The organism is Nocardia sp. NPDC020380 (assembly GCF_044386975.1).
Classification (GTDB): Bacteria; Actinomycetota; Actinomycetes; order Mycobacteriales; family Mycobacteriaceae; genus Nocardia.
Window position 1 is genome coordinate 120,734 of record NZ_JBIRVQ010000008.1, and the last position, 22,892, is coordinate 143,625.

Below are 22,892 nucleotides of genomic sequence, written 5' to 3' on the forward strand. Positions count from 1 at the left end.
GGCTCCTTTACTCGGGCAGCTTGAAGTCGTACGTCCACGAGAATCGGGATGCCGCGTGGACGCCGCGCGCAAACTCGATCAGAACATCATTCGCGGTGTAGGTGCGACGCGTAAGGATCATCACCGGTTCTCCGGCGGGCAGCTCGAGGGTCTCCGCTTCCTCCGGGGTGGGCATGCGCGCGAAGATCGTTTCCGACATGTGGTCCGGTTCGTAGCCCTGGAGGGTGAGGACCGCCAGGCCGCCGCCAGGACCAGCGGGCCCTGGTGTCGGGTCCACCAGCGGTGTCCCCTCAACGATTTCGGGAAGGTAGTAGCTGGTGAGGGTGTGGGTCGGTCGTCCGGCGTCCTTGACAGTGCGTGCACGTTCGTAGACCTGTGAACCGGGTTGCAGCCCATAGGCTTCGGTGATCTCTGGATCGGCTTCGATGAGCGCGACGGTTTGCGTCTGGTCGGTTCGTTGCCACGGTCGGCCGGATGCTTCGCGGTCGGCGATGAACGCGACCGTGTCGCCGTACTTCCACTTCTTCTTCGAGTACCGCTCGGTGCCGAGCCGTCGCATCGGTGGGCGCTCACGCACGACGGTGCCACGCCGCCTGATCGGCGTCACCAGTCCCTCGGATTCCAGCTGTCCAACCGCCTGGCGAATGGTCTTGATGTTGACGCCGTAACGCTCGGCCAACTCTTCCTGCTTGGGAAGTGTTGTGCCAGGAAGGTATTCGCCCTGACTGATGGCCTCCCGCAGGTTGGCCGCCACTTCTCGGTATCCGCTCATGTCGCTGAGGTGCTCTCTCGTCCCAGTGGTTCGAACCGAACAAGTTTAAGAGTAGCCCTAACTGAAGCAGGTGCCGCGCTTGTTAGTTAGAACCAGCTCTATTGCCGTCGCGATCCACTGCTGCTTTAATAGAACCGGCTTTATTAGGGTCTGTTGGAAAGGGGGCCGATATGAGTCGGAGGGCCAGCGTCTTTGTGTTCCCCGGCGGGCTGTTGGAGATCGAAGCCGATCGGGGCGAGACCGGCGACAGTCCAGGGATCTACCTGGAGTGTTTCGGAAGTTGCGATCGGGACGAGCAACCGCAAGGGGCGGTAATGCGTTACAGGCCAACGGCGTTGGGCTACTTGAGAACGGATGTGTCCGCGATCGGTCAGCTCTGGGATGAGAGCCGGATACGCCAGACGGCTGCGCTGCTGGGCTTCGATCTAGCTGGGATCGTCGTCTATGACCCGATGACTGGGCGACCGCCGCTGGCACGGTTGCGGGCTCAGGCGACGCGACTCGATGCCGTGGCGGTTATTGTGCCGGAGCTCGCTCACTTCGAGGGTGGTCAAGTGCCCGAATCGATCCTGCGACGGTTCGATGTGATCACGGTGACTCCGGCCCAGACGCAGGGTGCGTAAACGTAAAACCGGTGCGAACCACGAGGGGCCGCACCGGTTTTACGTTGTGCCGGACCTTACTTCAGCTTGTCGCTCGAGAGTCCAAGGACTCGGCGGGCGACGATCAACTGCTGGATCTGCTGGGTGCCTTCGAAGATGTCGAGGATCTTCGAGTCGCGGGCCCACTTTTCCAGGAGGGTGCGCTGGGAGTAGCCGGTGGTGCCGGCCAGTTCTACGGCCTTGAGGGTGACGTCGGTGCCCATGCGGCCGGCCTTGGCCTTGGACATGGAGGCCTCGAGGGAGTTGGGCTTCTTGTTGTCGGCCATCCAGGCTGCGCGTAGGGAGAGGAGGTAGGCCGATTCCCAGTCTGCTTCCAGGCGGAGGAATTCCGCGGCGGCGGCGTGCTGGTTGTTGGCGGGCTTGTCGTAGGAGATCTCGACGCCGGCGTCGGTGAGGACCTTGCGGAGCTCCTCGAGGGCGGCGCGGCCCACGCCGACGGCCATGCCGGCGACCAGGGGACGGGTGTTGTCGAACGTCTGCATGACGCCCGCGAAACCCTTCTCCACGTTGACTTCCGGCGAACCGAGGATATTGTCCTTCGGGATGCGGCAGTCCTCGAGGCGGAGCTCGGCGGTGTCGGACGCCTTGATGCCGAGCTTGTGCTCGAGACGGGACACGGTCAGGCCCTTGGCATCCCGCGGGACCACGAAGGACTTGATGGCGGCGCGGCCGGCCGACTTGTCGACGGTCGCCCACACCACGATGTGGGTGGCGCGCGAGCCCGCGGTCACGAAGATCTTGGTGCCGTTGAGGACCCACTCGTCGCCGTCCAGCACGGCGGTGGTGGTGACGGCCGCCGAGTCGGAGCCGAAGGACGGCTCGGTGATGGCCATGGCGGCCCACACCTTGCCGAACCGCGACAGCTGCTCATCGGTGGCGACCGCCGCGATGGCGGCATTGCCGAGGCCCTGGTAGGGGATCGACAGCATGAGGCCGACATCGCCCCACGAGGTCTCGAGGGCGTTCATCAACGCGGACATATTGCCGCCGTTGGAGTTTCCGAGCAGCTCGGTGGCGTGCGCGTCTTTATCGGACCCAGCACCCTCGGTCGACTCGCCGGCCTTACGGCCACCGGTCGCACCGGAGATGTCCTGCGAGCCGGAGTCCGACAGGCCCTCGACCATGGCGGCCATGGTGTCCAGCTCGACCGGGTACTCGTGCTCGGCCAGGTCGTACTTGCGGGAAGCCGGGCGGAAGATCTCGGCGGCAACCTGGTGGGCCTGGTTGGCGCTGGCCCGCAGCTTCTTGGGGAGTTCGAGATTGATCATGATGGTCTCTCCGTTGAGAAGTCGGGTCAGATGAGGACGATGCCTTCGGCCACGCCGACGGCGCGGAGGTCGCGGTACCAGCGCTCCACCGGGTGCTCCTTGGTGAAGCCGTGACCGCCCAGCAGCTGCACACCGTCCAGGCCGATCTGCATGCCCTTGTCGGTGGCCAGCTTCTTGGCCAGCGCCGCCTCGCGGGCGAACGACAGACCCTGTTCCGCGCGCGACGCACCCCGCAGCGTCACGAGACGAAGACCGTCCAGCTCGATCGCCATGTTCGCGACCATGAACGCGACCGCCTGCCGGTACGCGATCGGCTCACCGAACGCCTCCCGCTCCTTCACGTACGGAATCACGTAGTCCAGCACGGCCTGACCGGTGCCGATGGCCAGCGAGGCCCAGCCCAGCCGGGCCAGCCGCACGGCGTCGGCGTAATCCTCGGCGCGCTCCGCCACCTCGGCGTCACCCAGCAGCGCCGACTGCGGCACCGCGACATTGTCGAGGATCAGGCGGCCCAGACCGGCGGCGCGCAGACCCATGCTCGGGTCGGCCTCGACCGAGAGACCCTGGGTGTCCGACTCGATGATGAAGAACGCGGGGCGCCCGTCGAGTTCGGCGGCCACGACGAACAGTTCGGCGTCACCGGCGGCGGGAACCAGGCTCTTCACACCGTTGATGCGGTAACCGCTGGGCGAGCGGGTGGCCTTGGTCTTCAGCGCGAACGGATCGAACAACGCCTGCGGCTCGGCGATGACAACCGCCGACTGCGGCACGTTCTCACCGGTGAAGGCGCCCAGATAAGTCTTCTGCTGTGCGTCGGTACCCCACTGCGACAGCGCGACCGCGACACCGCTCGGCGCCAGGATCGGCAGCGCCAGGCCCATGTCTCCGTGCGCCAGCGCCTCGGCGACCAGCGAATTGGTAACGGCGCCACGCTCGGAGGCCGCGCCCTCGAGTTCCTCGGGCACATTGATCAGGGTGATGCCGAGCTCGGCGGCCCGCTCCAGCAGATCGCGCGGGGCCTTGGCGGCATTGTCGGCGTCGTAGGCGGCTGGGCGCAGGATCTCGGCGGCGAACTCACGGACGGTCTCGACGATCATCTGCTGTTCGTCGGACGGGGTGAGGTCGAAGTAGTCCTTCTTGCGAGACTCGTTGACGGGCAGTCGCTTCGGCGCGCCACCGCCGGCGACCTTCTCGAACACTCGTCCCGCGGCACCGAGCGTGCGGAATCCGGTCTTGGTGCCTTCGTAGGTGAGGCGTTCGATCGGCTTGCGCAGCTTGTACTTCTCGGCGAGTTCCGACCCCGTGATGGTCGTCATGACCCGCATGGCCGTGCCCATCCAGTCCCGCTTCACCGGGTTGAGGCCGACGGCGGAAGTATCCCGCTTCGTTGCGGTGTCTCGAGTGCTCATAATCACCAGTTTTCTATCGAGGAGGTGGGTGATCCTGCCCAGCAATCTTACTCCTGAGTAAGACTATCTTACTTCAGAGTAAGAACTGCCGTCGAGGGTTGTCGAATCGCCAGTTCAGCGCGGTGGTTCCGACTGGATGGACAGTTTTCCCGAAGTCAGTGAAACAAATCCACTTCAGATGGTCACGACTTGCGTTACCGTATCGGCGCATCAACCCTGATTTGGAGGTTTGCCCATGAAGACGCTGGTAGGCACGACCGGTGCGTTCGCCATTGCCCTCTTCCTCGCCGCCGCCCCGAGCGCCAACGCCTCGACCGACGGCATCCCGCTGCAGCCCGCGACCCCGCAGGCCGCCCCGCAGACCGCCGACCCGATCGAGACCGGCACCGCCTTCAGCCTCAGCGGCATCGGCACCGGAGCCGGCAACTCACAGCTGAACCTCGGCTCCTCCTGCATCCCGATCAGCGGCCCCGCCTCCGGCTGCCACTGACCGCGCCCGGCGCAAAGGGGACCGCAGCCCCCGCGTCGGACCGCAGAATGATTGAATGTACTGGGTAGCCGCACTTTTCGCGACACTGCTCACCACGCTGTCCGGTAGGTACGGATACCACCGCGACGAACTCTACTTCCTTGCCGCAGGACACCGCATGGCCTGGGGATATCCCGATCAACCGCCACTGGTGCCGCTGCTCGCGCGCACCATGTCCGCCATCGACCCGAATTCGCTGATGGTGCTGCGCATTCCCGCGACCCTCGCCGCCACGGCGGTGGTGTTGTGCGCCGGACTCATGGCCCGCGAACTGGGCGGCGGGCGCGCGGCGCAGACGCTTTCCGCGGGCGCGGCCGCCGCCGCACCCCTGCTCTACGGCGCCGGACATCTGCTGAGCACGACCGTCTTCGACCTCATGCTGTGGTCGCTGATCGTGCTGCTCACCTTGCGACTGTTGCGCCCCGAACCCGATCCGCGCTGGTGGCTGGCGATCGGCGTCTTGTCCGGCCTCGCACTGCAGAACAAAGCCCTCGCGGCCCTGCCGCTCCTCGCGCTGGCAGTGGCGCTGGCGCTCACCGGTTCCCGAAAAATCTTCGCCACCAGGTACTTTCCGCTCGCGATAGTGATCGCCGCGCTGATCTTCGCGCCCTACCTGCGGTGGCAGGCTGAGCACGGCTGGCCGCAGTGGACGGTCGCCCGGTCCATTGCCGCGGGATCGTCGGGCACCTCGAATTCGCCGATTCAGTTCGTGCTCCTGCAATTCGGGCTGGTGGGGCCCTTGCTGGTGCCGCTGTGGGGATTCGGGCTGTGGTGGCTGGCCCGGCAGGCGCGCTACCGGGCCTTCGCGCTCACCTATGCCGTGCTGTTCCTCTTCTATCTGTGTACCGGCGGCAAGGCCTATTACCTGGGCGGCATGTATCCAGTGCTGGCTGCCGCGGGCGCGGTCGCACTCATCGACCGTCTGACCTCGACCCGGATTCGCCGGGCCGCAACGGGTTCCGTCATCGCGGCCAATGCGCTGGTCGGAGCGATATTGTTCCTACCGGTGCTGCCGATTTCGATGCTGCGCGGTACTCCCGTGCTCGCCATCGATTACGACGCGGGCGAGACCATAGGCTGGCCACGGTTCGTGACTCAGGTCGCCGATATCCGCGCCCGGGTCGCGCCCGGCGCCGGGATCCTGACCGGCAATTACGGAGAGGCCGGGGCCATCGAGCGATTCGGCGCGGGCCTGCCGACACCGCACAGTGTGCAGAACTCGTACTGGTGGTGGGGCCCGCCCGCCGACTCGGAAACCGTTCTTGTCCTGGGCTTTTCCGCTACCCAACTGGACCGGTTCTGCATCGCCCCCGAACCGGTGGGCCGCATCGACGACGGCGTCGGCATTCACAACGACGAGCAGGGCAAGCAGGTCTACCTGTGCCGCACGCCGCGACAGCCGTGGCAGGATTCATGGTTTGCGATGCGCCGGCTTGGGTAACGTTCACCGCCAATGTCATTGCATCAAGATGTCGCGAAAACCGGTTGTGCACACAGTAATTCGCTGCGTAGCGGATCTTGTATTGCCGGAGTTCGTTACTGTTATTTCATTCCGATCACACCAACTGTCAAGCCTCACTACGTTTTTGATCGAGACGAAAGGAGGAACGGTTATGTTGACAGGACTCGTCTCGGTCGTTCTCAATCTGCTCAACGGTGTGGTAGGCGCCCTTATCGGGGGCGGCGGCACCGGGGGCGGTACCAGTACGGGATCGCTCTAGTCCCGCACTCACCTACTAGACGCGAGGCCCCCGCATTCGATGCGGGGCCTTCGTGCGTCCGAGGGCGAATCCTGCGGCGCCGCAGAAAAACTCAGGCCTGCAGTGCCGCCAGCACCTGATCCTGCAGATGCGAGTTGGTGGCCACCGCGCTGCCGCCGTGCGGTCCCGGAACACCGTCCAGCGAGGTGAACGTGCCACCCGCCTCCCGGATCAGCACATCGAGCGCCGCCATATCCCACAGCGACAGTTCGGGTTCGGTGACGATATCCACCGCACCCTCCGCCAGCAGCGCGTAACCGAAGAAATCACCGTAACCGCGCACCCGCCACACCTCATCGGTGAGCGCGATCAGCTTGGCGCGCCGCCCGATCGCCCGCCAGCCCGACAGGCTGGAGATGGCCAGGCTCGCCGCCCCCAGCTCCGCCACCGCGGACACCGAGACGGCCCGCGCCTCGCCCCCTTCGAAACTGCTCCACGCGCCCCCGCCCGCGGCCGCCCACCAGCGGCGGGCCAGCGCCGGAGCGCTCACCACACCCACCACCGGCACCCCGTCCTCCAGCAGCGAGATCAGCGAAGCCCACACCGGGACGCCGCGCACGAAGTTCTTGGTGCCGTCGATCGGATCGATGACCCACTGCCGGCCACTGAATTCGGCATCCCCGCCGAACTCCTCGCCCAGCACCAGATCCGCCGGCCGCTCGGCGCCCAGCACCTCCCGGACCATGCGTTCCACGGCCAGATCCGCATCCGACACCGGAGTCAGATCCGGCTTGGCGTCGATCTTCAGATCCAGCGCGCCGAAGCGATCGCGGGTGATGGCGTCGGCCGCATCGGCCAGCTTCAACGCGAGTTCGAGATCAGCGGAGTATGCGGTCACCAGCAAAACGTTAGCCGCCGCCGTTATGGGCGAAACGGGCAGGCCGTCAGGCCGGGACGGGCACCGCGCGAGCCGTGGTGAGAGCGGTTGCCCACCAGTGCAACTGATCCAGCATGCCCTGCGCGGACTGCTCGAACTCGGCGGGCTCGCGCAGCGCGCCGTCCGGGCCGAAGTGCAGGAAGTAGCGCGGGAACGACACGTAATCCTTGACCGTATGGGCATTGAGCTCGTTGAACACCGCCCGCAGCCCCTCGATCGCCAGCAGCCCGCCGCTGCGGCCGCTGTAACCCACGAAACCGATGGTCTTGCGGTTCCACTGGGTGTAATGCCAGTCGATCGCGGTCTTCAGCGAGGCCGGGAAACTCCGATTGATATCCGGGGTGACGACCACGAAGGCATCCGCCGCGGCCAGCCGCTCGGACAACTCCTGGGTATTGCCGGGCCGCACCGGATTCGGCTCCATGAGCGGCGACACCGCGGGCAGCGCGTGCGGCAGCGGGTAATCGGCGAGATCGACGACATCCACCTCGAAGCGGCCGTGCTGCTCCGCCTGTCCGGCGAACCAGTTCGCCACCACGGGACCGAAACGTCCTTCCCGGACGCTGCCGATGATCACCGCTAGGCGCAGGGTCGTGCTGGTCATTTGGGTTCTCCTTGCGGGTCGGGGCGACCGTCCGGCCGCTGTGATCAACTCTGCGACGGACCGGAACGCCGAGGGAGACCGCTGTGAGAGTGGTAGTGAGAGGGCTACTTTCACGCTTGCGCGGCTTGGTACGGTCGAATACGTGAGCGATAACGAGCTGGGACTGTTCCTGCGGCAGCGCAGGGAAGCGGTCACGCCCGCCGAGGTCGGGCTGCCCTCCGGCCCGCGTCGCCGCACGCCCGGACTGCGCCGCTCCGAACTCGCCACCCTGGCCGGCGTCAGCATCGAATACCTGACCCGGCTGGAACAGGGCCGCGACCGCAACCCCTCGCCGCCCGTGACTCAAGCCCTGGCCGACGCGCTACGGCTGTCTCGCGGGGAGCGTGTTCACCTGCTGCAACTGGCCAAGGCCTCCGATCCGACCTTCAACTGCCGCGGCGGTTTCGGGCCCAATCGTGAGATCCGGCCCGCAGTGCAGGCCACCCTCGACCTGCTCGAACCCGCACCCGCGGTGCTGATGAACCGCCTCAGCGAAATCCTCGCCTGCACCGAGGGTTACCGGCGGCTGATGGGTCCCGCAGGTCTGCTCGACGGCGGCCTGCCCAGCAGCTACGTCCGCTATATCTTCACCGACCCGCGCGCCCGCGAGACCTATCCCGACTGGGACCACAAGGCCGACAAGGCCGTCTCCACCCTGAAACAGGGCCCGGGCCGGGCGGATCCGCAGGTCGCCCTGCTCATCGACGAACTGCTCACCACCGGCGGTGCGGAATTCGCCCGCCGCATGGACAGCATCCCCGGCATGGCCGACACCAATGGCGTGGGCCGCATCCAGCATCCGGAGGCGGGCATGCTGCGCATCGCCTACGAATCCCTGCAGCTCTCGGCCGATGACGACCAGTTCATCCTGGTCTTGCTCCCGGCCGACGACGCCACCGCCGAGGCCCTCGACCGCCTGGTCGGCCGCCGCCCGGGCGGCCTGCGCGCCGTCGCCGGTTGATCCTTCGGCAACGAGACAACTGATCTCGGAAGGCGGGGGTAACTCGTCGGGTACGAGCAAATCGGGTTGGCTCCCAACCGCGGCGCGCCTGCTCCGACCGGCCACGGTACTTAGCCGGGCGCCGAAGTTTCGGGGAGGCGGGCGAGCCCGGTAGCCTTGAACACCGTGCATCCTGACGTCTCCGCTGACCTTGCCGAACTCGACACCACTCTGAAGACCATCGAGTCGGTGCTCGATATCGACGAGCTGGCTCGCCGCATCGACGAGCTGGAACAGCAGGCGGCAGACCCCGAACTCTGGAACAACCAGGAACACGCGCAAGCCGTGACCAGCGAGTTGTCCCATGCCCAGAGTGAATTGCGGCGGGTCAAGGACCTGCGGCAGCGCTTGGAGGACCTACCCGTGCTGTACGAGCTCGCCGAGGCCGAGGAGGGCGCCGATCGCACCGCGGCCCTCGCCGACGCCGACGCCGAGCGGTCCGCGCTGCACGCCGATGTGGAAGCCATGGAAGTCCGCACCCTGCTGTCGGGCGAATACGACAAGCGTGAGGCGCTGGTCAATATTCGTTCCGGCGCCGGCGGCGTGGACGCGGCCGACTGGGCGCAGATGCTCATGCGCATGTACGTGCGCTGGGCCGAGCGCCACAAGTACTCGGTCGAGATCTACGACACCTCCTACGCCGAAGAGGCCGGCATCAAATCGGCCACCTTCGCGGTCAAGACGCCTTACGCCTACGGCACCCTGTCGGTCGAGATGGGCACGCACCGCCTGGTGCGCATCAGCCCGTTCGACAACCAGGGCCGCCGCCAGACCTCGTTCGCCGAGGTCGAGGTGCTGCCCGTGGTGGAGACCACCGACCATATCGACATCCCCGAAGGCGAGATCCGCGTCGACGTGTACCGCTCGTCGGGACCGGGCGGTCAGTCCGTCAACACCACCGACTCCGCGGTGCGCCTCACGCACATTCCCACCGGCGTCGTCGTCACCTGTCAGAACGAGAAATCGCAGCTGCAGAACAAGATTTCGGCCATGCGCGTGCTGCAGGCCAAGCTGCTCGAGCGCAAGCGGCAGGAAGAGCGCGCCCAGATGGACGCGCTGAAGACCAACGAGGGCGCGTCCTGGGGTAACCAGATGCGTTCGTATGTCCTGCATCCGTACCAGATGGTCAAGGACCTCCGGACCAACTACGAGGTCAACAATCCGTCCGCCGTACTCGACGGCGATATCGACGCCTTCATCGAATCCGGAATCCGCTGGCGCATGCGGGAGCAGCAGACCCAGGCCTGAGCCCACTCCAGGGTGAAGCGGAGGCAATAGATGAGCACCAGTCCGATTCTCGCCATGGGTTCCGGAGCCGACGTCGGAAACTGGCTCCGGTCCAGCGGTCTCGAGATCGTGCTGCTGATCGTCGGCACGATGCTGTTCAGTCGCGCCACAACCTTTGTGCGGGACCGGATCACGCGCCGGATCGACGCCGGCTTCCGGTCCAGTGATTCGCTGGTGCGATCCGAGGCGGCCAAGCATCGGCACGCGCTGGCCCAGGTCATCACCTGGGTGGTGCTGTCCCTCGCCTATTTTCTGGTGTCGCTGGAAGTGTTGCGCCGCTTGGGCTTCCAGCTCGGTGGCCTAGTTGCGCCAGCGGCGGTGCTGGGTGCGGCGCTGGGTTTCGGCGCGCAACGCGTTGTGCAGGACCTTCTCGCCGGATTCTTCCTCATCACCGAAAGGCAGTACGGCTTCGGCGATGTGGTGCGGATCGCGGTCACTGGTAATTCGACGGAGGCCGAGGGTACGGTCGAGGACGTCACGTTGCGCATCACGACTTTGCGTAGCGCCGACGGCGAAGTGGTAACTGTCCCGAACGGTCAGATCGTGAAAGTGACCAACCTGTCGAAGGATTGGGCGCGTGCGGCCATCGACGTGCCCGTACCCGCTACCGCCGACATCAACAAGGTCAACGAGATTCTGCACGACGTGGGCGCCAAGGCTTTCGCGGATCGCAAGCTGAAAGCGCTACTGCTGGACGAGCCCACGGTGATGGGTGTCGAGGACCTCACGGTCGACCAGATGAATATCAAGATGGTGGCCCGCACGTTGCCGGGCAAACAGTTCGAAGTCGGACGGGAGCTGCGGGTGCGGGTGGCCGCGGCACTGCGCCGGGAGGGTTTGAGTGAAAACACGTAAGTCCACGGCGATTCTGCTCACCGTGTGGGTCGCCACATTCGTGTTGTACCTATTCGTGAAACCCGACAGTCACGACAAAACGGCCACACCGCCCATTGTGAACACCGTGCTCAGCAACTATCTGCCGTCAGAAACAAACCATCCGGCACGTTGACCTCGGTTTCCGCGCGGCGGGGGCGATCATCGTGACCTAATGGTTACACTGGCAACCCGTGATAACCCTGCGGAACGTCACCAAGTCCTACAAGACGTCGACGCGGCCTGCTCTGGACAACGTTTCGGTCGATATCGAAAAAGGCGAGTTCGTCTTCGTCATCGGGCCCTCCGGCTCCGGCAAGTCGACGTTCATGCGATTGCTGCTCAAGGACGAGAAGCCGACCGACGGCGAAGTCTGGGTAGCCGACTTCCGAGTCGACCGCCTGCCAGGGCGCAAGGTGCCGAAACTGCGTCAGCGCATCGGCTGTGTCTTCCAGGACTTCCGGCTGCTGCAACAGAAGACGGTGTACCAGAACGTCGCCTTCGCGCTCGAAGTGATCGGCAAGAACCGGTCCTTCATCGAGCGCGCCGTGCCCGAGGCGCTCGACATGGTCGGCCTCGCAGGCAAGGCCGACCGACTACCCGGCGAGCTCTCCGGCGGTGAACAGCAGCGCGTGGCCCTCGCCCGCGCCTTCGTGAACCGGCCGCTGGTCCTGCTGGCCGACGAGCCCACCGGCAACCTGGACCCGGATACCAGTCAGGACATCATGACGCTGCTGGAACGCATCAACCGCATCGGCACCACGGTGGTCATGGCCACCCACGACAACACCATCGTCGACGCCATGCGCCGGCGCGTGGTCGAACTCGACCGCGGCCGTGTGGTGCGCGACGACGAGATGGGTGTCTACGGGGTGGGTCGCTGATGCGCGTCGGATTCCTCTTCGGTGAGATCTTCACCGGCCTGCGCCGCAATGTCACCATGACCATCGCCATGGTGCTCACCACCGCGGTGTCGCTGACCATGCTCGGCGGCGGTCTGCTCGCGGTGCGCATGGCCGACAAGATCCAGGACTACTACGTCCAGCGGGTCGAGATCCGGCTGTATCTCGACGACAACACCTCCAAGACCGACCCGGACTGCACGGCCGACCCGTGCAAGACGCTGATGTCGGATCTGAAGAAGCACGCGGACGTGGCGAGCGTGCAGTACGTCAACAGCGCGGACGCGGTGAAGGAGGTCAAGGAGACCACCTTCAAGGATCAGCCGGGCCTCGCCGACGAGGTGAGCCAGGACGGGCTGCCGGCCTCGTTCCGGGTGAAGCTGGACGACGTCACCAAGTACCGGGACATCTACGACGACTTCGCCAAACGGCCGGGCGTCATGACGGTGCTCAATGACATGGACATCGTGGACCGGCTGGTCAGTTTCTTCGTCGGATTGCGCAATGCGGCGTTCGGTCTCGCGGCATTGCAGGCGCTGGCGGCATTGCTGCTGATCGCCAATATGGTTCAGGTCGCGGCCCTGGCGCGGAAGACCGAGGTCGGCATCATGCGGCTGGTCGGTGCGACGCGCTGGTATACGCAGTTGCCGTTCCTCCTGGAGGCCGTGCTCGCGGCGCTGGTGGGATCGGTGCTGGCAGTGGGCGGTTTGTTCATCGCGCAGCCGCTGGTGATCAATCGGGCACTGGGCAGTCTGTTCAATGATCAGGTGCTGCCGAAGATCTCGAGTGACGACATTGCGACGGTGGCGTTGATCGTCACACCGATCGGTGTCGGATTCGCCGCACTCACCGCGTATGCCGCACTGCGCTATTACGTTCGCGAGTAACGGGGTGCGAAGTTGGCGACGCTCTCGTCGGTGTCGGCTGATATCCGTAGGATTGCTCGCGTGAGCGCAGCCGAGGTCGACACCGTCAGCGATAACCTGAGCGCCGGAATGGATGCGGCGCACGAGGTACTGCGAAAGACGTTCGGGTACGAGAGTTTTCGCGGGCCGCAGGCGGAGATCGTCGAACAGGTGATCTCCGGCGGCGACGCGCTGGTGCTGATGCCTACGGGTGGCGGTAAGTCGCTCTGCTATCAGATTCCGGCGCTCGTGCGGCCGGGCGTGGGCGTGGTGATCTCACCGCTCATCGCGCTCATGCAGGATCAGGTGGACGCGCTGAACGCCGTCGGGGTGCGCGCCGGGTTCTTGAACTCGACGCAGTTCCCCGACGAACGGCGCACTGTCGAGGCGCAATTCGTGGCGGGGGAGCTGGATGTGCTCTACCTCGCACCCGAGCGGCTGCGGCTGGAGTCCACGGCGCAGCTGCTCGACCGCGGCAAGATCTCCGTGTTCGCCATCGACGAGGCGCACTGTGTGTCGCAGTGGGGCCACGACTTCCGGCCGGACTACCTCAGCCTGTCGATGGTGCACGAGCGCTGGCCGGATGTGCCGCGCATCGCGCTCACCGCGACGGCCACCGAGGCGACACGCAAGGAGATCGCCGAACGGCTGGATCTCACGCGGGCCAAGCATTTCGTCGCGAGCTTCGACCGGCCCAATATCCAGTACCGCATCGAGGCCAAGAACCGCGCCGACCAGCAGCTGCTCTCGTTCATCCAGACCGAGCACGCCGGGGATGCGGGCATCGTCTACTGCCTGTCGCGCAATTCGGTGGAGAAGACCGCCGCGTTCCTCACCGCGAATGGTGTGGAGGCGGTGCCGTATCACGCGGGGCTGGACAACCGCATCCGCGCGACCAACCAATCCCGCTTCCTGCGCGAAGAGGGGCTGGTGGTGGTCGCCACCATCGCCTTCGGCATGGGTATCGACAAGCCGGATGTGCGGTTCGTCGCACACCTGGACCTGCCGAAATCCGTCGAGGGCTACTACCAGGAGACCGGTCGCGCCGGCCGTGACGGGCTGCCGTCCACGGCCTGGATGGTTTACGGCCTCAATGATGTTGTGCAGCAACGGAAGATGATCGACTCCTCCGACGGCGACGCGGCGCACCGCCGCCAGCTGCAGTTGCACCTCGACGCCATGCTCGCCCTGTGCGAAACCGTGCAGTGCCGCCGCCGCCAGCTGCTCGCCTACTTCGGTCAGACCGGCGCGGCCTGCGGCAACTGCGACACCTGCCTGAACGCCCCCGAGTCCTGGGACGGCACCGTCCCCGCCCAGAAACTGCTGTCCACCGTGCTGCGCCTGAAACGTGAACGCGGACAGAGCTTCGGCGCCGGCCACATCGTCGACATCCTCATCGGCAAGCGCAACCCCAAGGTGGAGCAGCACTCCCACCACGAACTCAAGGTCTTCGGCATCGGCGCCGACCTCCGTGACACCGAATGGCGCGGCGTGGTCCGCCAGCTGCTGGCCCAGGGCCTGCTCGCCGTCCACGGCGACTACGGCGTCCTCACCCTCACCGAATCCTCCAACGAGGTCCTCTTCGACGGCCGCCAGGTCATGCTCCGCCGCGAGCCCGAACGCGCGAAGGTCGGCCGAACCACCAAGCCGGCGAAGGGCTCCCGCCTCGCCACCGCCGACCTCACCCCCGCGGACTCCGACCTCTTCGAGAAGCTCCGCGCCTGGCGCGGCGCCACCGCCAAGGAACAAGGCGTCCCCGCCTACGTCGTCTTCCACGACGCCACGCTCCGCGACATCGCCGCCCGCAAACCCGCCACCCTCTCCGACCTCGCCGGCATCTCCGGCATCGGCGAGAACAAGCGCGCCAAATACGGCGAAGGCGTCCTCGAAGTAGTCGCCGCAACCGGTGGCACCCCGGCCGCGCCTACCGAAAACTCCACCCCCGCACCGATTTCCCGCCCACCGGCACCCACGTCCCGCCCCACCACCTCCCGATTCGCGGAGCCCTCCGCTCCACCAGCGCGCCGCACCACCTCGCCGGCCCCACCCGCACCCGCCCCCGCATCGCGTGGCACCACCAGTCCCTCATGGGGCGCGGCGGACGACGAGGTGCCATGGCCCGACGAAGTGCCGCCGGACTTCGACGATCTGCCGCCCGACTACCGGTAGGGGAACGCTGTGACGGAGTCCATGCCGCAGGTGATTGCCGAGATACGGGAGCGGTTGCGGGAGAGCGGGTTTCCGGAGGAGGGGGCGGCTAATCGAGCCGTGCTGGCGCTGGCCGAGGAGGCCGGTGAGTTTGTCGGGGCCTATCGGCGGTGGTCGGGGCAGGCGCGGCGGACCGGCAGCTTCGATGACGTGCGGGCGGAGCTTGCTGATGTTGTGATCATTTCTTGGCTGGCTGCGGCGGAGCTCGGGATCGATCTCGATGCTGCGATTGCGGACAAGTTGAAGGTGATGTTCGAGCGTGGGTGGCGGGACGAACGGGCGTGAGCATGCCGACGCTCGACGCTCTGTTCGCGCGCACGCCGATGCAGTGGGGACTGCGCGGTGATCCGTATCTGTGGGATGCGCTACGGGAACGACTGCGGGGGCAGCCGATTCCGGAGACGTTCCGGGATGTCCGGATCGCCGTGGAAAACGCCATTGCCGCGATCATCGGGGCGAAGCTGGATCCCGTGCCGGATCGGTATGCGGGGCAGGCGGTTCGGGGGTTCGCGGTCGGTCACGGGATGAGCGACGGCGTGATCTCGGCACATTGGTGGCAGCACACCGGCATTCCGCTCATTGTCGATCGCGCCGAGGCGGCGCGGGCCGGTGAGTACCGGCCGCGTCCCCGGCCGGAATGGGAGACCGCCTATCCGCTGCCGCAGATGCCTCCGGTCCGGCAGGTCCCACCGTCCTTGCCGCCGTACGACTCGCCGTACCCCGCGCCGCCGCGGCCGCCGGCCGAGTGGCGGATTCCGCCACCGCCTCCGATGCCGCCGGCTGCCCGGTGATCCGGCCCACGCCGGATAGCTGCGGATTTGGAAGGCGCGCGTCGGCAGGATAAGCTTTCGGAGCTGCTTCGGTCGGAAGACCGTAGTGAGCGGCCTGGTCCCGTCGTCTAGAGGCCTAGGACGCCGCCCTCTCAAGGCGGTAGCGCGGGTTCGAATCCCGTCGGGACTACCACGAAGGCCCCGCAACCCATCGGGTTGCGGGGTTTTCTGCGTTCCGCGGGAAAGTCGTTCGCGCACAGCCGGATCCGCTGCTCGCCCGTGTCTGCGCTCACCGCTCGCGCTCGCTGGGCGGGCCGTCCGGGCCATGCGCGGAATAAATCGCTGGCTCCGGCCATTAATGTTGACCGTTATGAAGGAGAAGGGGCGCAAGGTCATCGCCAGCAACAAGAAGGCCCGGCACAACTATTCGATCCTGGAGACGTTCGAGGCCGGGGTCGCGTTGGTCGGTACCGAGGTGAAGAGCCTGCGTGAAGGCAAGGCCTCGCTGGTCGACGCCTACGCCTCCATCGATGACGGCGAGGTGTGGCTGCGCGGTCTGCATGTTCCCGAGTACGGGCACGGCACCTGGACCAACCACTCCCCGCGCCGCACCCGCAAGTTGCTGCTGCATCGCCGCGAGATCGACAAGCTGCTCGGCAAGACCAAGGAGTCCAGCCTCACGCTGGTCCCGCTGTCGATGTACTTCTCCGACGGCAAGGTCAAGGTCGAGCTCGCTCTCGCCAAGGGTAAGCAGGACTACGACAAGCGCCAGGACCTGGCCAAACGCGATGCGGAACGCGAGGTCACCCGCGAGCTGGGCCGCCGGATCAAGGGCATGCGCGGCTGACGGCCGGTGGCGGCGCGTTAATGGAATGAACCAAGGTTTGTTCGGTGTTAAAGTAGGTGGCCCGGTGAGAGCCGGGTAGTTCATCTGATTCGGTGGACACAGACGGGGCTGAACGGTTTCGACTGCGTACGTTGATTCAGGGGAAGCGTGTCGGTGCAGGCAGGAGACCACCGTATGAGCGTCGCTGCAACCTTATAAGCGCCGATTCCAATCAGCGCGACTACGCTCTCGCTGCCTAAGCAACGAAGCGTGTCTGTCAGCCCGGGTTCGCCCTCGACCCGGTCCCTGGCATCAGCTAGAGGGCTCTACCGTCCGGCGCGGTCGCGGCGTCGGATGGGACATCCAACAGCGACTGGGATCGTCATTCCGGCTTGTTCGCGTGACCGGAAGATCCGAGCAGAGGCATAGCGAACTGCACACGGAGAAGCCCTGAAAATGCGGCGGAGGACCCGGGTTCGATTCCCGGCAGCTCCACTCGAGAAAGGCCCGGTCCATCAGGACCGGGCCTTCTTCGTTTCGCGATGCGGGTGTCAGTGCCGGCCGGCGCGGCGGAGGAGGGCGGGGTGGCGGGCGAGGCGGGGGCCGAGCTTGATGGCGAGGAGGGTGAGGGGGAGCCAGGGGCGGAGGTGGGGGGTGAAGCGGCGGATGCGGCCGTCGTCGGCGAGGTCGAGGACGAGGGCTTCGGTGAGGTGGAAGGGGCCGATTGTGGCTGCTGCCAGGAGGACTCGGCGGGGGCCGGTGCCGATTTCGTCGGTCCAGCGGAGGTTGGCGAGGCTGCCGTAGGCCGCTGAGAGGAGGATTCGGAGGTCGTCCTGGCCGCGGAAGACGAGGCGGCCGGAGACCGGGGAGATCAGTTCGGCGTCGGGGGCGAGGGTGCTCATCATGGTGTCGATATCGCCGGCCTCGGTGGCCTTGCGGAACTGCGTGACCGCGTCGGAGCTCATTTCTTCAAGGTAGGCATGTCACTTGCAAAAAGCAATGGACTAGACTGGGGCGGTGCCCAAAGCAGCCTTGTCCGAGATGGTGTGCTCGATCGCGCGGACGCTCGACGCGGTCGGCGAGCGGTGGACACCGCTGATTCTGCGCGACCTGTTCGTCGGGATCGCCCGATTCGAGGATCTGCGCAGGGATCTGGGGATCGCCTCGAACGTGCTGGCCGCGCGCCTGGAGGCCTTGCAGGAGTACGGGATCGTGGAAGCCCGTGAGTATCAATCGAACCCGGTTCGGCACGAGTATGTGCTCACCGAGCAGGGGCGGGACTTCTATCCGGCGCTGACCATGCTCATCGCCTGGGGAGACAAATGGTTCGCGGGGGAAGCGGGGCCGCCGGCCTTGGTGGTGCACCGCGAATGCGGGCACGAGACTTCAGGAGTCGTTGTCTGCCGTGAGTGTGGAGAGCCGCTCACGGCAGACAACGTGTACTGGCGGCACGGCCCGGGCGCGCGACGCGGCCCGGGCACGATGCTCATCGGCGACCGTCTGGAACCGCCGAGCTGACGAGGTGCTGCTAGCCGCCGGCGCGGCGGCGGAAGGTGCGCTTGCCGCCGGCCTGGGCGTGAGTGCCGCGGACCTTGGCGGAATTCTGGGCGGACCCGCCCGTGGAGGCGTGGCCATTCTTGCGTTCGAGGGCTTCGCGGAACTTGCGTTTGGTCGCCTCTTGCGGCGACTCGGTGGCTTCGCCCTCGAGATGCTCTGGTGAGACTTCTCTTTCATCGGCCATGGTGATCAGCCTGCCATCTCGGTTATCGCCAGGCGCGGCGGGTAGCGGGCATGGCGGCATTGCCCTCGGGAGTGGGCACGACGCCCAGTACTTGGTGGAGGTTCAGGCCACCGTCTTCGAAGCCCAGGGCCGAGGCCGCCATGTAGATGCGCCAGACTCGGGCGCGGCCCTCGCTGGTCTGCGCGACCGCCTCCGGCCAGGCGGATTCCAGGTTGGCGACCCACTGGCGCAAGGTCAGGGCGTAGTGCTCGCGGAGGGATTCGACATCGCGGACCTCGAATCCGGCTCGCTCCATGGCCAATACGACATTGCCGACATCTTGTAGTTCGCCGTCGGGGAAGACGTAGCGGCCGATGAAGGAGCGGTTCTTGATCTTCGATCCGCCGCGCGAGGAGATCGCGTGATTGAGCAGGCGGCCCTGCGGCCGGAGCAGGCTGTGCAGGGTTTCGAAGTATTCGGGCGTGCGTTCGGCGCCGACGTGTTCGAACATGCCGATGGAGGAGATGGCGTCGAACTTCTCGCCGCGCAGATCCCGGTAGTCGGTCTGCCGGATTTCGATATTGTCCGAGAGACCCGCCTCCGCGGCGCGCTTGCGAGCGGAATCGGCCTGGGTCCCACTGATGGTGACGCCCACGATCTTCGCGTCGTACGCCGAGGCGGCGTGCATCGCCATGGAACCCCAGCCGCAGCCGACATCCAGCAGCCGCATGCCCGGTCGTTCGGCGAGACCCAGCTTGCGGCAGATCAGATCGTGTTTGGCGGCTTGGGCGTCTTCCAGTGAGACGTCGGTGCTGTCCCCCTCCGCCGCGGCGAAGCGAGCACACGAGTAGGTCATGCTCGGGCCGAGGACCAGTCGGTAGAAGTCATCGCCCACGTCGTAGTGGTGGCTGATCGCGGCCGCATCGCGAGCCCGGGTGTGCAGCCGCCCGCGCAGTGGCGGCGCCTCCTCGGCCGGTGGTTTCGGCCGGCGGCTCAATGCGCCGAGCTTGCGTGCCGCGTCGGCGGCCTGCACGACTCCGGCGGCGCCGAGGCGGGCCTGGTCGGGTACCGCGGACTGGAGCGCCCGGCAGATCTTGAAGATATCGCCGTCGAGATCCACGGCGCCCGAGACGAACGCGCGGCCCAGGCCGAGTTCGCCGGGCGCCCAGATCATGTGGCTCAGTGCGTCCGCCGACCGGATTCGCATGGTGCCCGGCACCTCGCCCGGCGGCTCGATCGCGCTTCCATCCCAGAACTCGAACCGCAACGGTGGCTGTGGTCCGAAAGCGAGTCGCAGCAAAGGCGTGAACGCGGCCGCGACTGTTGGCTTGTTGCCCATGCGACCACTATTGCGCGTTCGGCGCCGCGGGGCGGGGTAGCCGGTCCGGCCTGTCGGGTGGCCTGAATGTCGCCGGGTGAATCGGCCGGTGAATCTGTCGGCGGGGGTTGGGGTTTGGGCGGAACGCGTAAATTGCGGCGCATGGGATTTCTGGGTGGGGTGTTCGGTTCGAATCGCAGGCAATTCGGCGAGCAGGCATTGGCGATGGTGCGGGAGAACGAGGTGGTCGCGCGCGCCGAGTTCGACGCCGGGGAGTTCGAGATCCACTACTGGACACACAGCGGGGAGATCGGGCGGATCAACCTGAATACCGTGTTCAAGCGGACACGGCGGGCATCGCCCGAGGAGGCCGATCGGATGCTCGCGACCTTCGTGGCGATCGGCCCGCAACGCGAGGGCGAGGAGCCCGACGGCTGGGCGGCGGCCGCGCCGCGACTGCGGCCGCTCATCCGGCAGGCCGGTTTGCTGGGTCAGCGGATCGAGGGGCTGCGGGTAGGGGACCACACGCTGTGGCGGCCGGTGCTGCCCTGCCTGATGGAGAGTGTGGTCGTCGATTGGCCGACCTCGATGCAGACGGTCACGCCGCACAACCTCACCGAATGGGGTGTCGACGCCGACACCGTATTCGCCACCGCCCGTGCGAATCTGGCCGGACTGGCGCTCGACACCGTCGCCGGCTACGACCCGGCTGTGAAGGGCGGGATGCTGTACCTCCCCGATACCAGCGGCGATTCGTATGCGGGCGCGCTGCCGCTGGTGGACGGCTGGCTGGCCGGGATCGGCGCGAAAGCCGGTGCGCGGCCGATCGTTTTCGTCGCCCAGAATGTCGGGGTGCTGGTCGGCGCCGAGTTCTCGGAACAGCATGTGCTGCGGCTGGTGAATACCGCCCGGCAGCTGTTCGACGATGCGGTGCGCGAGGTTTCGCCGGTGCCGTACACCGTCGACGAGGACGGCGAGCTGATTCCGTACCGCGTGCCGCGCGGTCATCAGGCCTGGCAGGAGATCCGTTCCGCGGAGGCCACCTTGATCTCGCACGTCTACGGAGCGCAGTACGAGGGCTTGCGCGCCGACCTGGAGGCCGGGCTGACCGAGGATTTCGCCGCGAAGGTCATGCACTTCCGCAAGCAGGACGGCACCGAATCCACCGCGGCCGCATGGACGGACACCGTCCCCACCCTGCTGCCGCGGGTGCACAACGTCTCGCTCACCCATGTGGAAACCGGTGACACCTTCTTCGTCCCCTGGGAAATCCTCGCGGGGGTAGTCGATCTCGAGCCGGTGGACGGTATCTACCCGGCCCGCTACCGCGTGGAGAACCATCCGGACGAAGCGACGATGGCCGCCCTGCGGGCGCAGGAGGGCATCGCGTAAGGCCCGGCCCATGCGGAACTCGCATACCGTACATGCGAGATTCTCGCTGGTCGCGTACCCGTGGCGACCATAAATTGTGGTGATGGCGTTGAAGTTCGGATTGTTTGCCATCAACCATGGGGCCTGCGGCGACCCCGAGACGGCCGTGCGAGTGGCGCGGCACGCCGAAGCGGCCGGGTTCGAATCACTGTGGAGCGGTGAGCATCTCGTGCTCCCGGATCCCGCCCCCGACGGATTTCCGCTCGCCCCGACGCTGCCGATGCTGGACACCGTGGTCGGGTTGACGCTGGTGGCGGCGCACACCAGCACGGTGCGGATCGCCAGCGGCATCATCGTGCTGCCCCTGCGGAATCCGGTGGTGCTGGCGAAGGAGCTGGCCAGTCTCGATCAAGTGGCGGGCGGGCGGCTCATCGTCGGCATCGGACCGGGTTATGTGCCGGCGGAGTTCGATGCGGTGGGTGTCGCGCTGTCCGAACGGTCGGCCCGCACGGACGATTACATTCGCGCCATGCGGGCCCTGTGGTCCATGCCCGAACCTGCCTACAAGGGGCGTTTCGTCAGCTTCTCGGAGATGAATGCCTACCCGCGGCCGGTCCGGGAGTCGGGCCCGCCGATCGTCGTCGGCGCGGGTGGCCGGCTGGCCGCACGCCGTGCTGTCACGCTCGCGAACGGCTGGTACGGCTTCGGTTTCGATGTGGAGCGCACCCGGCAGCACCTCCGGAACTTGCGCACGGCGGCCGAGGAATACGAGCGCCCGCCGGAGCTGGGCCCACTGGAGATCACCGTGACCCCGGTCGGTCCCTTGAATCAGCGTGTCCTCGAGCAGTATCGGGAACTAGGCGTCGATCGGCTGGTGCTGCTGCCGCAGCTCGATGCCGCCCATGGTGACCGGCACACACCGGTTCCCGTGGACCGCATTCTTCGCAATATCGACCATGTGGCACGGCATTACGCTGGATCGGGTGACTGATCAGGCGAAGAAAGCCGCATTGTTCCGGGCCCTGCACGAGCGTCCGGAGCCCTTCCTCATACCGAATCCGTGGGATGCCGGGACGGCCCGGATCCTGACCGCCCTGGGTTTCGAGGCGCTGGCCACCACGAGTTCCGGCGTCGCGAGTTCGCGGGGCCGGTCGCGGGCGACCGCGGAACAGATCCTGGACAACTGCCGGGAGATCGATGCCGCAACGGATCTGCCGTTGAACGCGGATCTGGAGAACGGTTTCGCCGATGATCCGGCGGAGGCGGCGGCGATGGTCGTGCGGGCCGCGGCGACCGGCGCGGTCGGCGCCTCGATCGAGGACGCGACCGGGAACGGCGAGCAGCCCATCTACGAGTTCGGGCTGGCGGTCGAGCGCGTGCGGGCGGCGGCGGAGGCCGCGCACGGTCTGCCGATTCCCTTGCTGCTCACCGCGCGCGCCGAGAATCTGCTGCACGGAGTCGGCGATCTGGACGAGACGATCCGCCGGTTGCAGGCGTTCGAAGCGGCCGGGGCGGATGTGCTGTTCGCGCCGGGCCTGCGGACCGCCGCGGACATCCGCGCGGTGGTCTCGTCGGTGGGCAAGCCGGTGAATGTCCTGATGGGTACCGCGGATCCGTCGCTCACGCTGGAGCGGCTGGGGGAGCTCGGGGTGCGGCGGGTCAGTATCGGCGGCGGTCTGTCGCGGGCCGCGCTGCAGGCTTTCAAGGCCGCGGCCACCGAGATGCGTTCGGGCCGTTTCGATTTCGTCGCGGGGCTGCCGGGGATCGGGGAGATATAGGAGGGGTTCCGCCG

Annotated in this window: 24 protein-coding genes, 1 tRNA gene and 1 other RNA gene; 18 read left to right on the forward strand and 8 right to left on the reverse strand. The window is 66.6% G+C overall.

The annotated features are described in order from the left end of the window. Positions 1–7 precede the first annotated feature (7 nt). Entirely contained in the window at positions 8–754 is a 747-nt protein-coding gene (locus ACH438_RS23110) for a GntR family transcriptional regulator (RefSeq protein WP_397008463.1), read from the reverse strand. 188 nt (positions 755–942) lie between these two features. Here ACH438_RS23110 and ACH438_RS23115 point away from each other — a divergent pair, with 188 nt between their 5' ends. Further along, on the forward strand, positions 943–1,395 hold the full coding sequence (locus ACH438_RS23115; protein WP_397008465.1) for a hypothetical protein: 453 nt from the start codon (positions 943–945) through the stop codon (positions 1,393–1,395). A gap of 56 nt (positions 1,396–1,451) precedes the next feature. Here the strand turns inward: ACH438_RS23115 and ACH438_RS23120 are convergent, their stop codons facing one another. Together ACH438_RS23120 and ACH438_RS23125 are read right to left on the reverse strand one after the other, a co-directional pair. Next, positions 1,452–2,702: an acyl-CoA dehydrogenase family protein gene (locus ACH438_RS23120; protein ID WP_397008467.1), complete on the reverse strand. Its 1,251-nt coding sequence runs from the start codon at positions 2,700–2,702 to the stop codon at positions 1,452–1,454. A gap of 26 nt (positions 2,703–2,728) precedes the next feature. After that, positions 2,729–4,117 carry an acyl-CoA dehydrogenase family protein gene (locus ACH438_RS23125; protein WP_397008469.1) on the reverse strand — a complete coding sequence of 463 codons (1,389 nt, stop codon included), beginning with the start codon at positions 4,115–4,117 and terminating at the stop codon, positions 2,729–2,731. A 229-nt stretch (positions 4,118–4,346) separates the two neighbouring features. Here ACH438_RS23125 and ACH438_RS23130 point away from each other — a divergent pair, with 229 nt between their 5' ends. Both ACH438_RS23130 and ACH438_RS23135 read left to right on the forward strand, forming a co-directional pair. Next, positions 4,347–4,601, forward strand: coding sequence for a hypothetical protein (locus tag ACH438_RS23130; RefSeq protein ID WP_397008471.1), 255 nt, complete (start codon positions 4,347–4,349; stop codon positions 4,599–4,601). Between the two features lie 55 nt (positions 4,602–4,656). Beyond that, positions 4,657–6,081 (forward strand): glycosyltransferase family 39 protein, encoded by a 1,425-nt coding sequence (locus ACH438_RS23135; RefSeq protein ID WP_397008473.1) that lies wholly within the window; start codon positions 4,657–4,659, stop codon positions 6,079–6,081. Positions 6,082–6,452: 371 nt separating this feature from the next. Here ACH438_RS23135 and hisN read toward each other — a convergent pair whose 3' ends face one another. Both hisN and ACH438_RS23145 read right to left on the reverse strand, forming a co-directional pair. Beyond that, positions 6,453–7,241 (reverse strand): histidinol-phosphatase, encoded by a 789-nt coding sequence (gene hisN, locus ACH438_RS23140; RefSeq protein ID WP_397009148.1) that lies wholly within the window; start codon positions 7,239–7,241, stop codon positions 6,453–6,455. 43 nt (positions 7,242–7,284) lie between these two features. Beyond that, positions 7,285–7,881, reverse strand: a complete 597-nt coding sequence (locus ACH438_RS23145; protein ID WP_397008475.1) for an NADPH-dependent FMN reductase — start codon at positions 7,879–7,881, stop codon at positions 7,285–7,287. 142 nt (positions 7,882–8,023) lie between these two features. Here ACH438_RS23145 and ACH438_RS23150 point away from each other — a divergent pair, with 142 nt between their 5' ends. The 11 genes from ACH438_RS23150 to ssrA all read left to right on the forward strand — a co-directional run bounded on the left by ACH438_RS23150 (position 8,024) and on the right by ssrA (position 17,189). After that, on the forward strand, positions 8,024–8,881 hold the full coding sequence (locus tag ACH438_RS23150) for a helix-turn-helix transcriptional regulator (protein WP_397008477.1): 858 nt from the start codon (positions 8,024–8,026) through the stop codon (positions 8,879–8,881). A gap of 165 nt (positions 8,882–9,046) precedes the next feature. After that, the gene (prfB, locus tag ACH438_RS23155; protein ID WP_397008479.1) at positions 9,047–10,168 is read left to right on the forward strand and encodes a peptide chain release factor 2; all 1,122 of its coding nucleotides are present in this window, start codon (positions 9,047–9,049) and stop codon (positions 10,166–10,168) included. 30 nt (positions 10,169–10,198) lie between these two features. Next, on the forward strand, positions 10,199–11,062 hold the full coding sequence (locus tag ACH438_RS23160; RefSeq protein ID WP_397008481.1) for a mechanosensitive ion channel family protein: 864 nt from the start codon (positions 10,199–10,201) through the stop codon (positions 11,060–11,062). Between the two features lie 212 nt (positions 11,063–11,274). Beyond that, positions 11,275–11,964, forward strand: a complete 690-nt coding sequence (gene ftsE, locus ACH438_RS23165; RefSeq protein WP_397008483.1) for a cell division ATP-binding protein FtsE — start codon at positions 11,275–11,277, stop codon at positions 11,962–11,964. After that, positions 11,964–12,869 (forward strand): permease-like cell division protein FtsX, encoded by a 906-nt coding sequence (gene ftsX / locus ACH438_RS23170; protein ID WP_397008485.1) that lies wholly within the window; start codon positions 11,964–11,966, stop codon positions 12,867–12,869. Before ftsE ends, ftsX begins: the two co-directional genes overlap by 1 nt. A gap of 108 nt (positions 12,870–12,977) precedes the next feature. After that, entirely contained in the window at positions 12,978–15,056 is a 2,079-nt protein-coding gene (gene recQ, locus ACH438_RS23175) for a DNA helicase RecQ (protein WP_397009150.1), read from the forward strand. 9 nt (positions 15,057–15,065) lie between these two features. Next, positions 15,066–15,380, forward strand: a complete 315-nt coding sequence (locus tag ACH438_RS23180) for a hypothetical protein (protein WP_397008487.1) — start codon at positions 15,066–15,068, stop codon at positions 15,378–15,380. Next, positions 15,377–15,886, forward strand: coding sequence for a hypothetical protein (locus ACH438_RS23185; protein ID WP_397008489.1), 510 nt, complete (start codon positions 15,377–15,379; stop codon positions 15,884–15,886). The genes ACH438_RS23180 and ACH438_RS23185 overlap by 4 nt, the downstream gene beginning before the upstream one ends. A 96-nt stretch (positions 15,887–15,982) precedes the next feature. Continuing rightward, a tRNA-Glu gene (locus ACH438_RS23190) sits at positions 15,983–16,058 on the forward strand. 177 nt (positions 16,059–16,235) lie between these two features. Then, positions 16,236–16,712 carry an SsrA-binding protein SmpB gene (smpB, locus tag ACH438_RS23195; protein WP_397008491.1) on the forward strand — a complete coding sequence of 159 codons (477 nt, stop codon included), beginning with the start codon at positions 16,236–16,238 and terminating at the stop codon, positions 16,710–16,712. Between the two features lie 104 nt (positions 16,713–16,816). Continuing rightward, positions 16,817–17,189: a transfer-messenger RNA gene (gene ssrA, locus ACH438_RS23200) on the forward strand. A gap of 53 nt (positions 17,190–17,242) precedes the next feature. Here ssrA and ACH438_RS23205 read toward each other — a convergent pair. Then, positions 17,243–17,656 carry a nuclear transport factor 2 family protein gene (locus ACH438_RS23205; protein WP_397008493.1) on the reverse strand — a complete coding sequence of 138 codons (414 nt, stop codon included), beginning with the start codon at positions 17,654–17,656 and terminating at the stop codon, positions 17,243–17,245. Between the two features lie 52 nt (positions 17,657–17,708). Here ACH438_RS23205 and ACH438_RS23210 point away from each other — a divergent pair, with 52 nt between their 5' ends. After that, the gene (locus ACH438_RS23210; RefSeq protein ID WP_397008495.1) at positions 17,709–18,209 is read left to right on the forward strand and encodes a winged helix-turn-helix transcriptional regulator; all 501 of its coding nucleotides are present in this window, start codon (positions 17,709–17,711) and stop codon (positions 18,207–18,209) included. Between the two features lie 10 nt (positions 18,210–18,219). Here the strand turns inward: ACH438_RS23210 and ACH438_RS23215 are convergent, their stop codons facing one another. Beyond that, entirely contained in the window at positions 18,220–18,432 is a 213-nt protein-coding gene (locus ACH438_RS23215) for a DUF5302 domain-containing protein (protein ID WP_397008497.1), read from the reverse strand. A gap of 22 nt (positions 18,433–18,454) precedes the next feature. Then, positions 18,455–19,750: a class I SAM-dependent methyltransferase gene (locus ACH438_RS23220; RefSeq protein WP_397008499.1), complete on the reverse strand. Its 1,296-nt coding sequence runs from the start codon at positions 19,748–19,750 to the stop codon at positions 18,455–18,457. Between the two features lie 141 nt (positions 19,751–19,891). Here ACH438_RS23220 and ACH438_RS23225 point away from each other — a divergent pair, with 141 nt between their 5' ends. The 3 genes from ACH438_RS23225 (at position 19,892) to ACH438_RS23235 (ending at position 22,878) form a co-directional block, all read left to right on the forward strand. Beyond that, complete coding sequence (locus tag ACH438_RS23225) at positions 19,892–21,121, forward strand: hypothetical protein (protein WP_397008501.1); 1,230 nt, start codon at positions 19,892–19,894, stop codon at positions 21,119–21,121. A gap of 82 nt (positions 21,122–21,203) precedes the next feature. After that, positions 21,204–22,091: a TIGR03619 family F420-dependent LLM class oxidoreductase gene (locus tag ACH438_RS23230; RefSeq protein WP_397008503.1), complete on the forward strand. Its 888-nt coding sequence runs from the start codon at positions 21,204–21,206 to the stop codon at positions 22,089–22,091. Further along, the gene (locus ACH438_RS23235; protein ID WP_397008505.1) at positions 22,084–22,878 is read left to right on the forward strand and encodes an isocitrate lyase/phosphoenolpyruvate mutase family protein; all 795 of its coding nucleotides are present in this window, start codon (positions 22,084–22,086) and stop codon (positions 22,876–22,878) included. The genes ACH438_RS23230 and ACH438_RS23235 overlap by 8 nt, the downstream gene beginning before the upstream one ends. Positions 22,879–22,892: the final 14 nt, after the last annotated feature.

Coding starts and splice junctions, on each gene's coding strand:
- ACH438_RS23115 (WP_397008465.1), top strand. CDS start 943: ATGAGTCGGAGGGCCAGCGTCTTTGTGTTCCCCGGCGGGCTGTTGGAG.
- ACH438_RS23120 (WP_397008467.1), bottom strand. CDS start 2,702: ATGATCAATCTCGAACTCCCCAAGAAGCTGCGGGCCAGCGCCAACCAG.
- ACH438_RS23130 (WP_397008471.1), top strand. CDS start 4,347: ATGAAGACGCTGGTAGGCACGACCGGTGCGTTCGCCATTGCCCTCTTC.
- ACH438_RS23135 (WP_397008473.1), top strand. CDS start 4,657: ATGTACTGGGTAGCCGCACTTTTCGCGACACTGCTCACCACGCTGTCC.
- ACH438_RS23145 (WP_397008475.1), bottom strand. CDS start 7,881: ATGACCAGCACGACCCTGCGCCTAGCGGTGATCATCGGCAGCGTCCGG.
- ACH438_RS23160 (WP_397008481.1), top strand. CDS start 10,199: ATGAGCACCAGTCCGATTCTCGCCATGGGTTCCGGAGCCGACGTCGGA.
- ftsX (WP_397008485.1), top strand. CDS start 11,964: ATGCGCGTCGGATTCCTCTTCGGTGAGATCTTCACCGGCCTGCGCCGC.
- recQ (WP_397009150.1), top strand. CDS start 12,978: ATGGATGCGGCGCACGAGGTACTGCGAAAGACGTTCGGGTACGAGAGT.
- smpB (WP_397008491.1), top strand. CDS start 16,236: ATGAAGGAGAAGGGGCGCAAGGTCATCGCCAGCAACAAGAAGGCCCGG.
- ACH438_RS23205 (WP_397008493.1), bottom strand. CDS start 17,656: ATGAGCTCCGACGCGGTCACGCAGTTCCGCAAGGCCACCGAGGCCGGC.
- ACH438_RS23215 (WP_397008497.1), bottom strand. CDS start 18,432: ATGGCCGATGAAAGAGAAGTCTCACCAGAGCATCTCGAGGGCGAAGCC.
- ACH438_RS23220 (WP_397008499.1), bottom strand. CDS start 19,750: ATGGGCAACAAGCCAACAGTCGCGGCCGCGTTCACGCCTTTGCTGCGA.
- ACH438_RS23225 (WP_397008501.1), top strand. CDS start 19,892: ATGGGATTTCTGGGTGGGGTGTTCGGTTCGAATCGCAGGCAATTCGGC.
- ACH438_RS23230 (WP_397008503.1), top strand. CDS start 21,204: ATGGCGTTGAAGTTCGGATTGTTTGCCATCAACCATGGGGCCTGCGGC.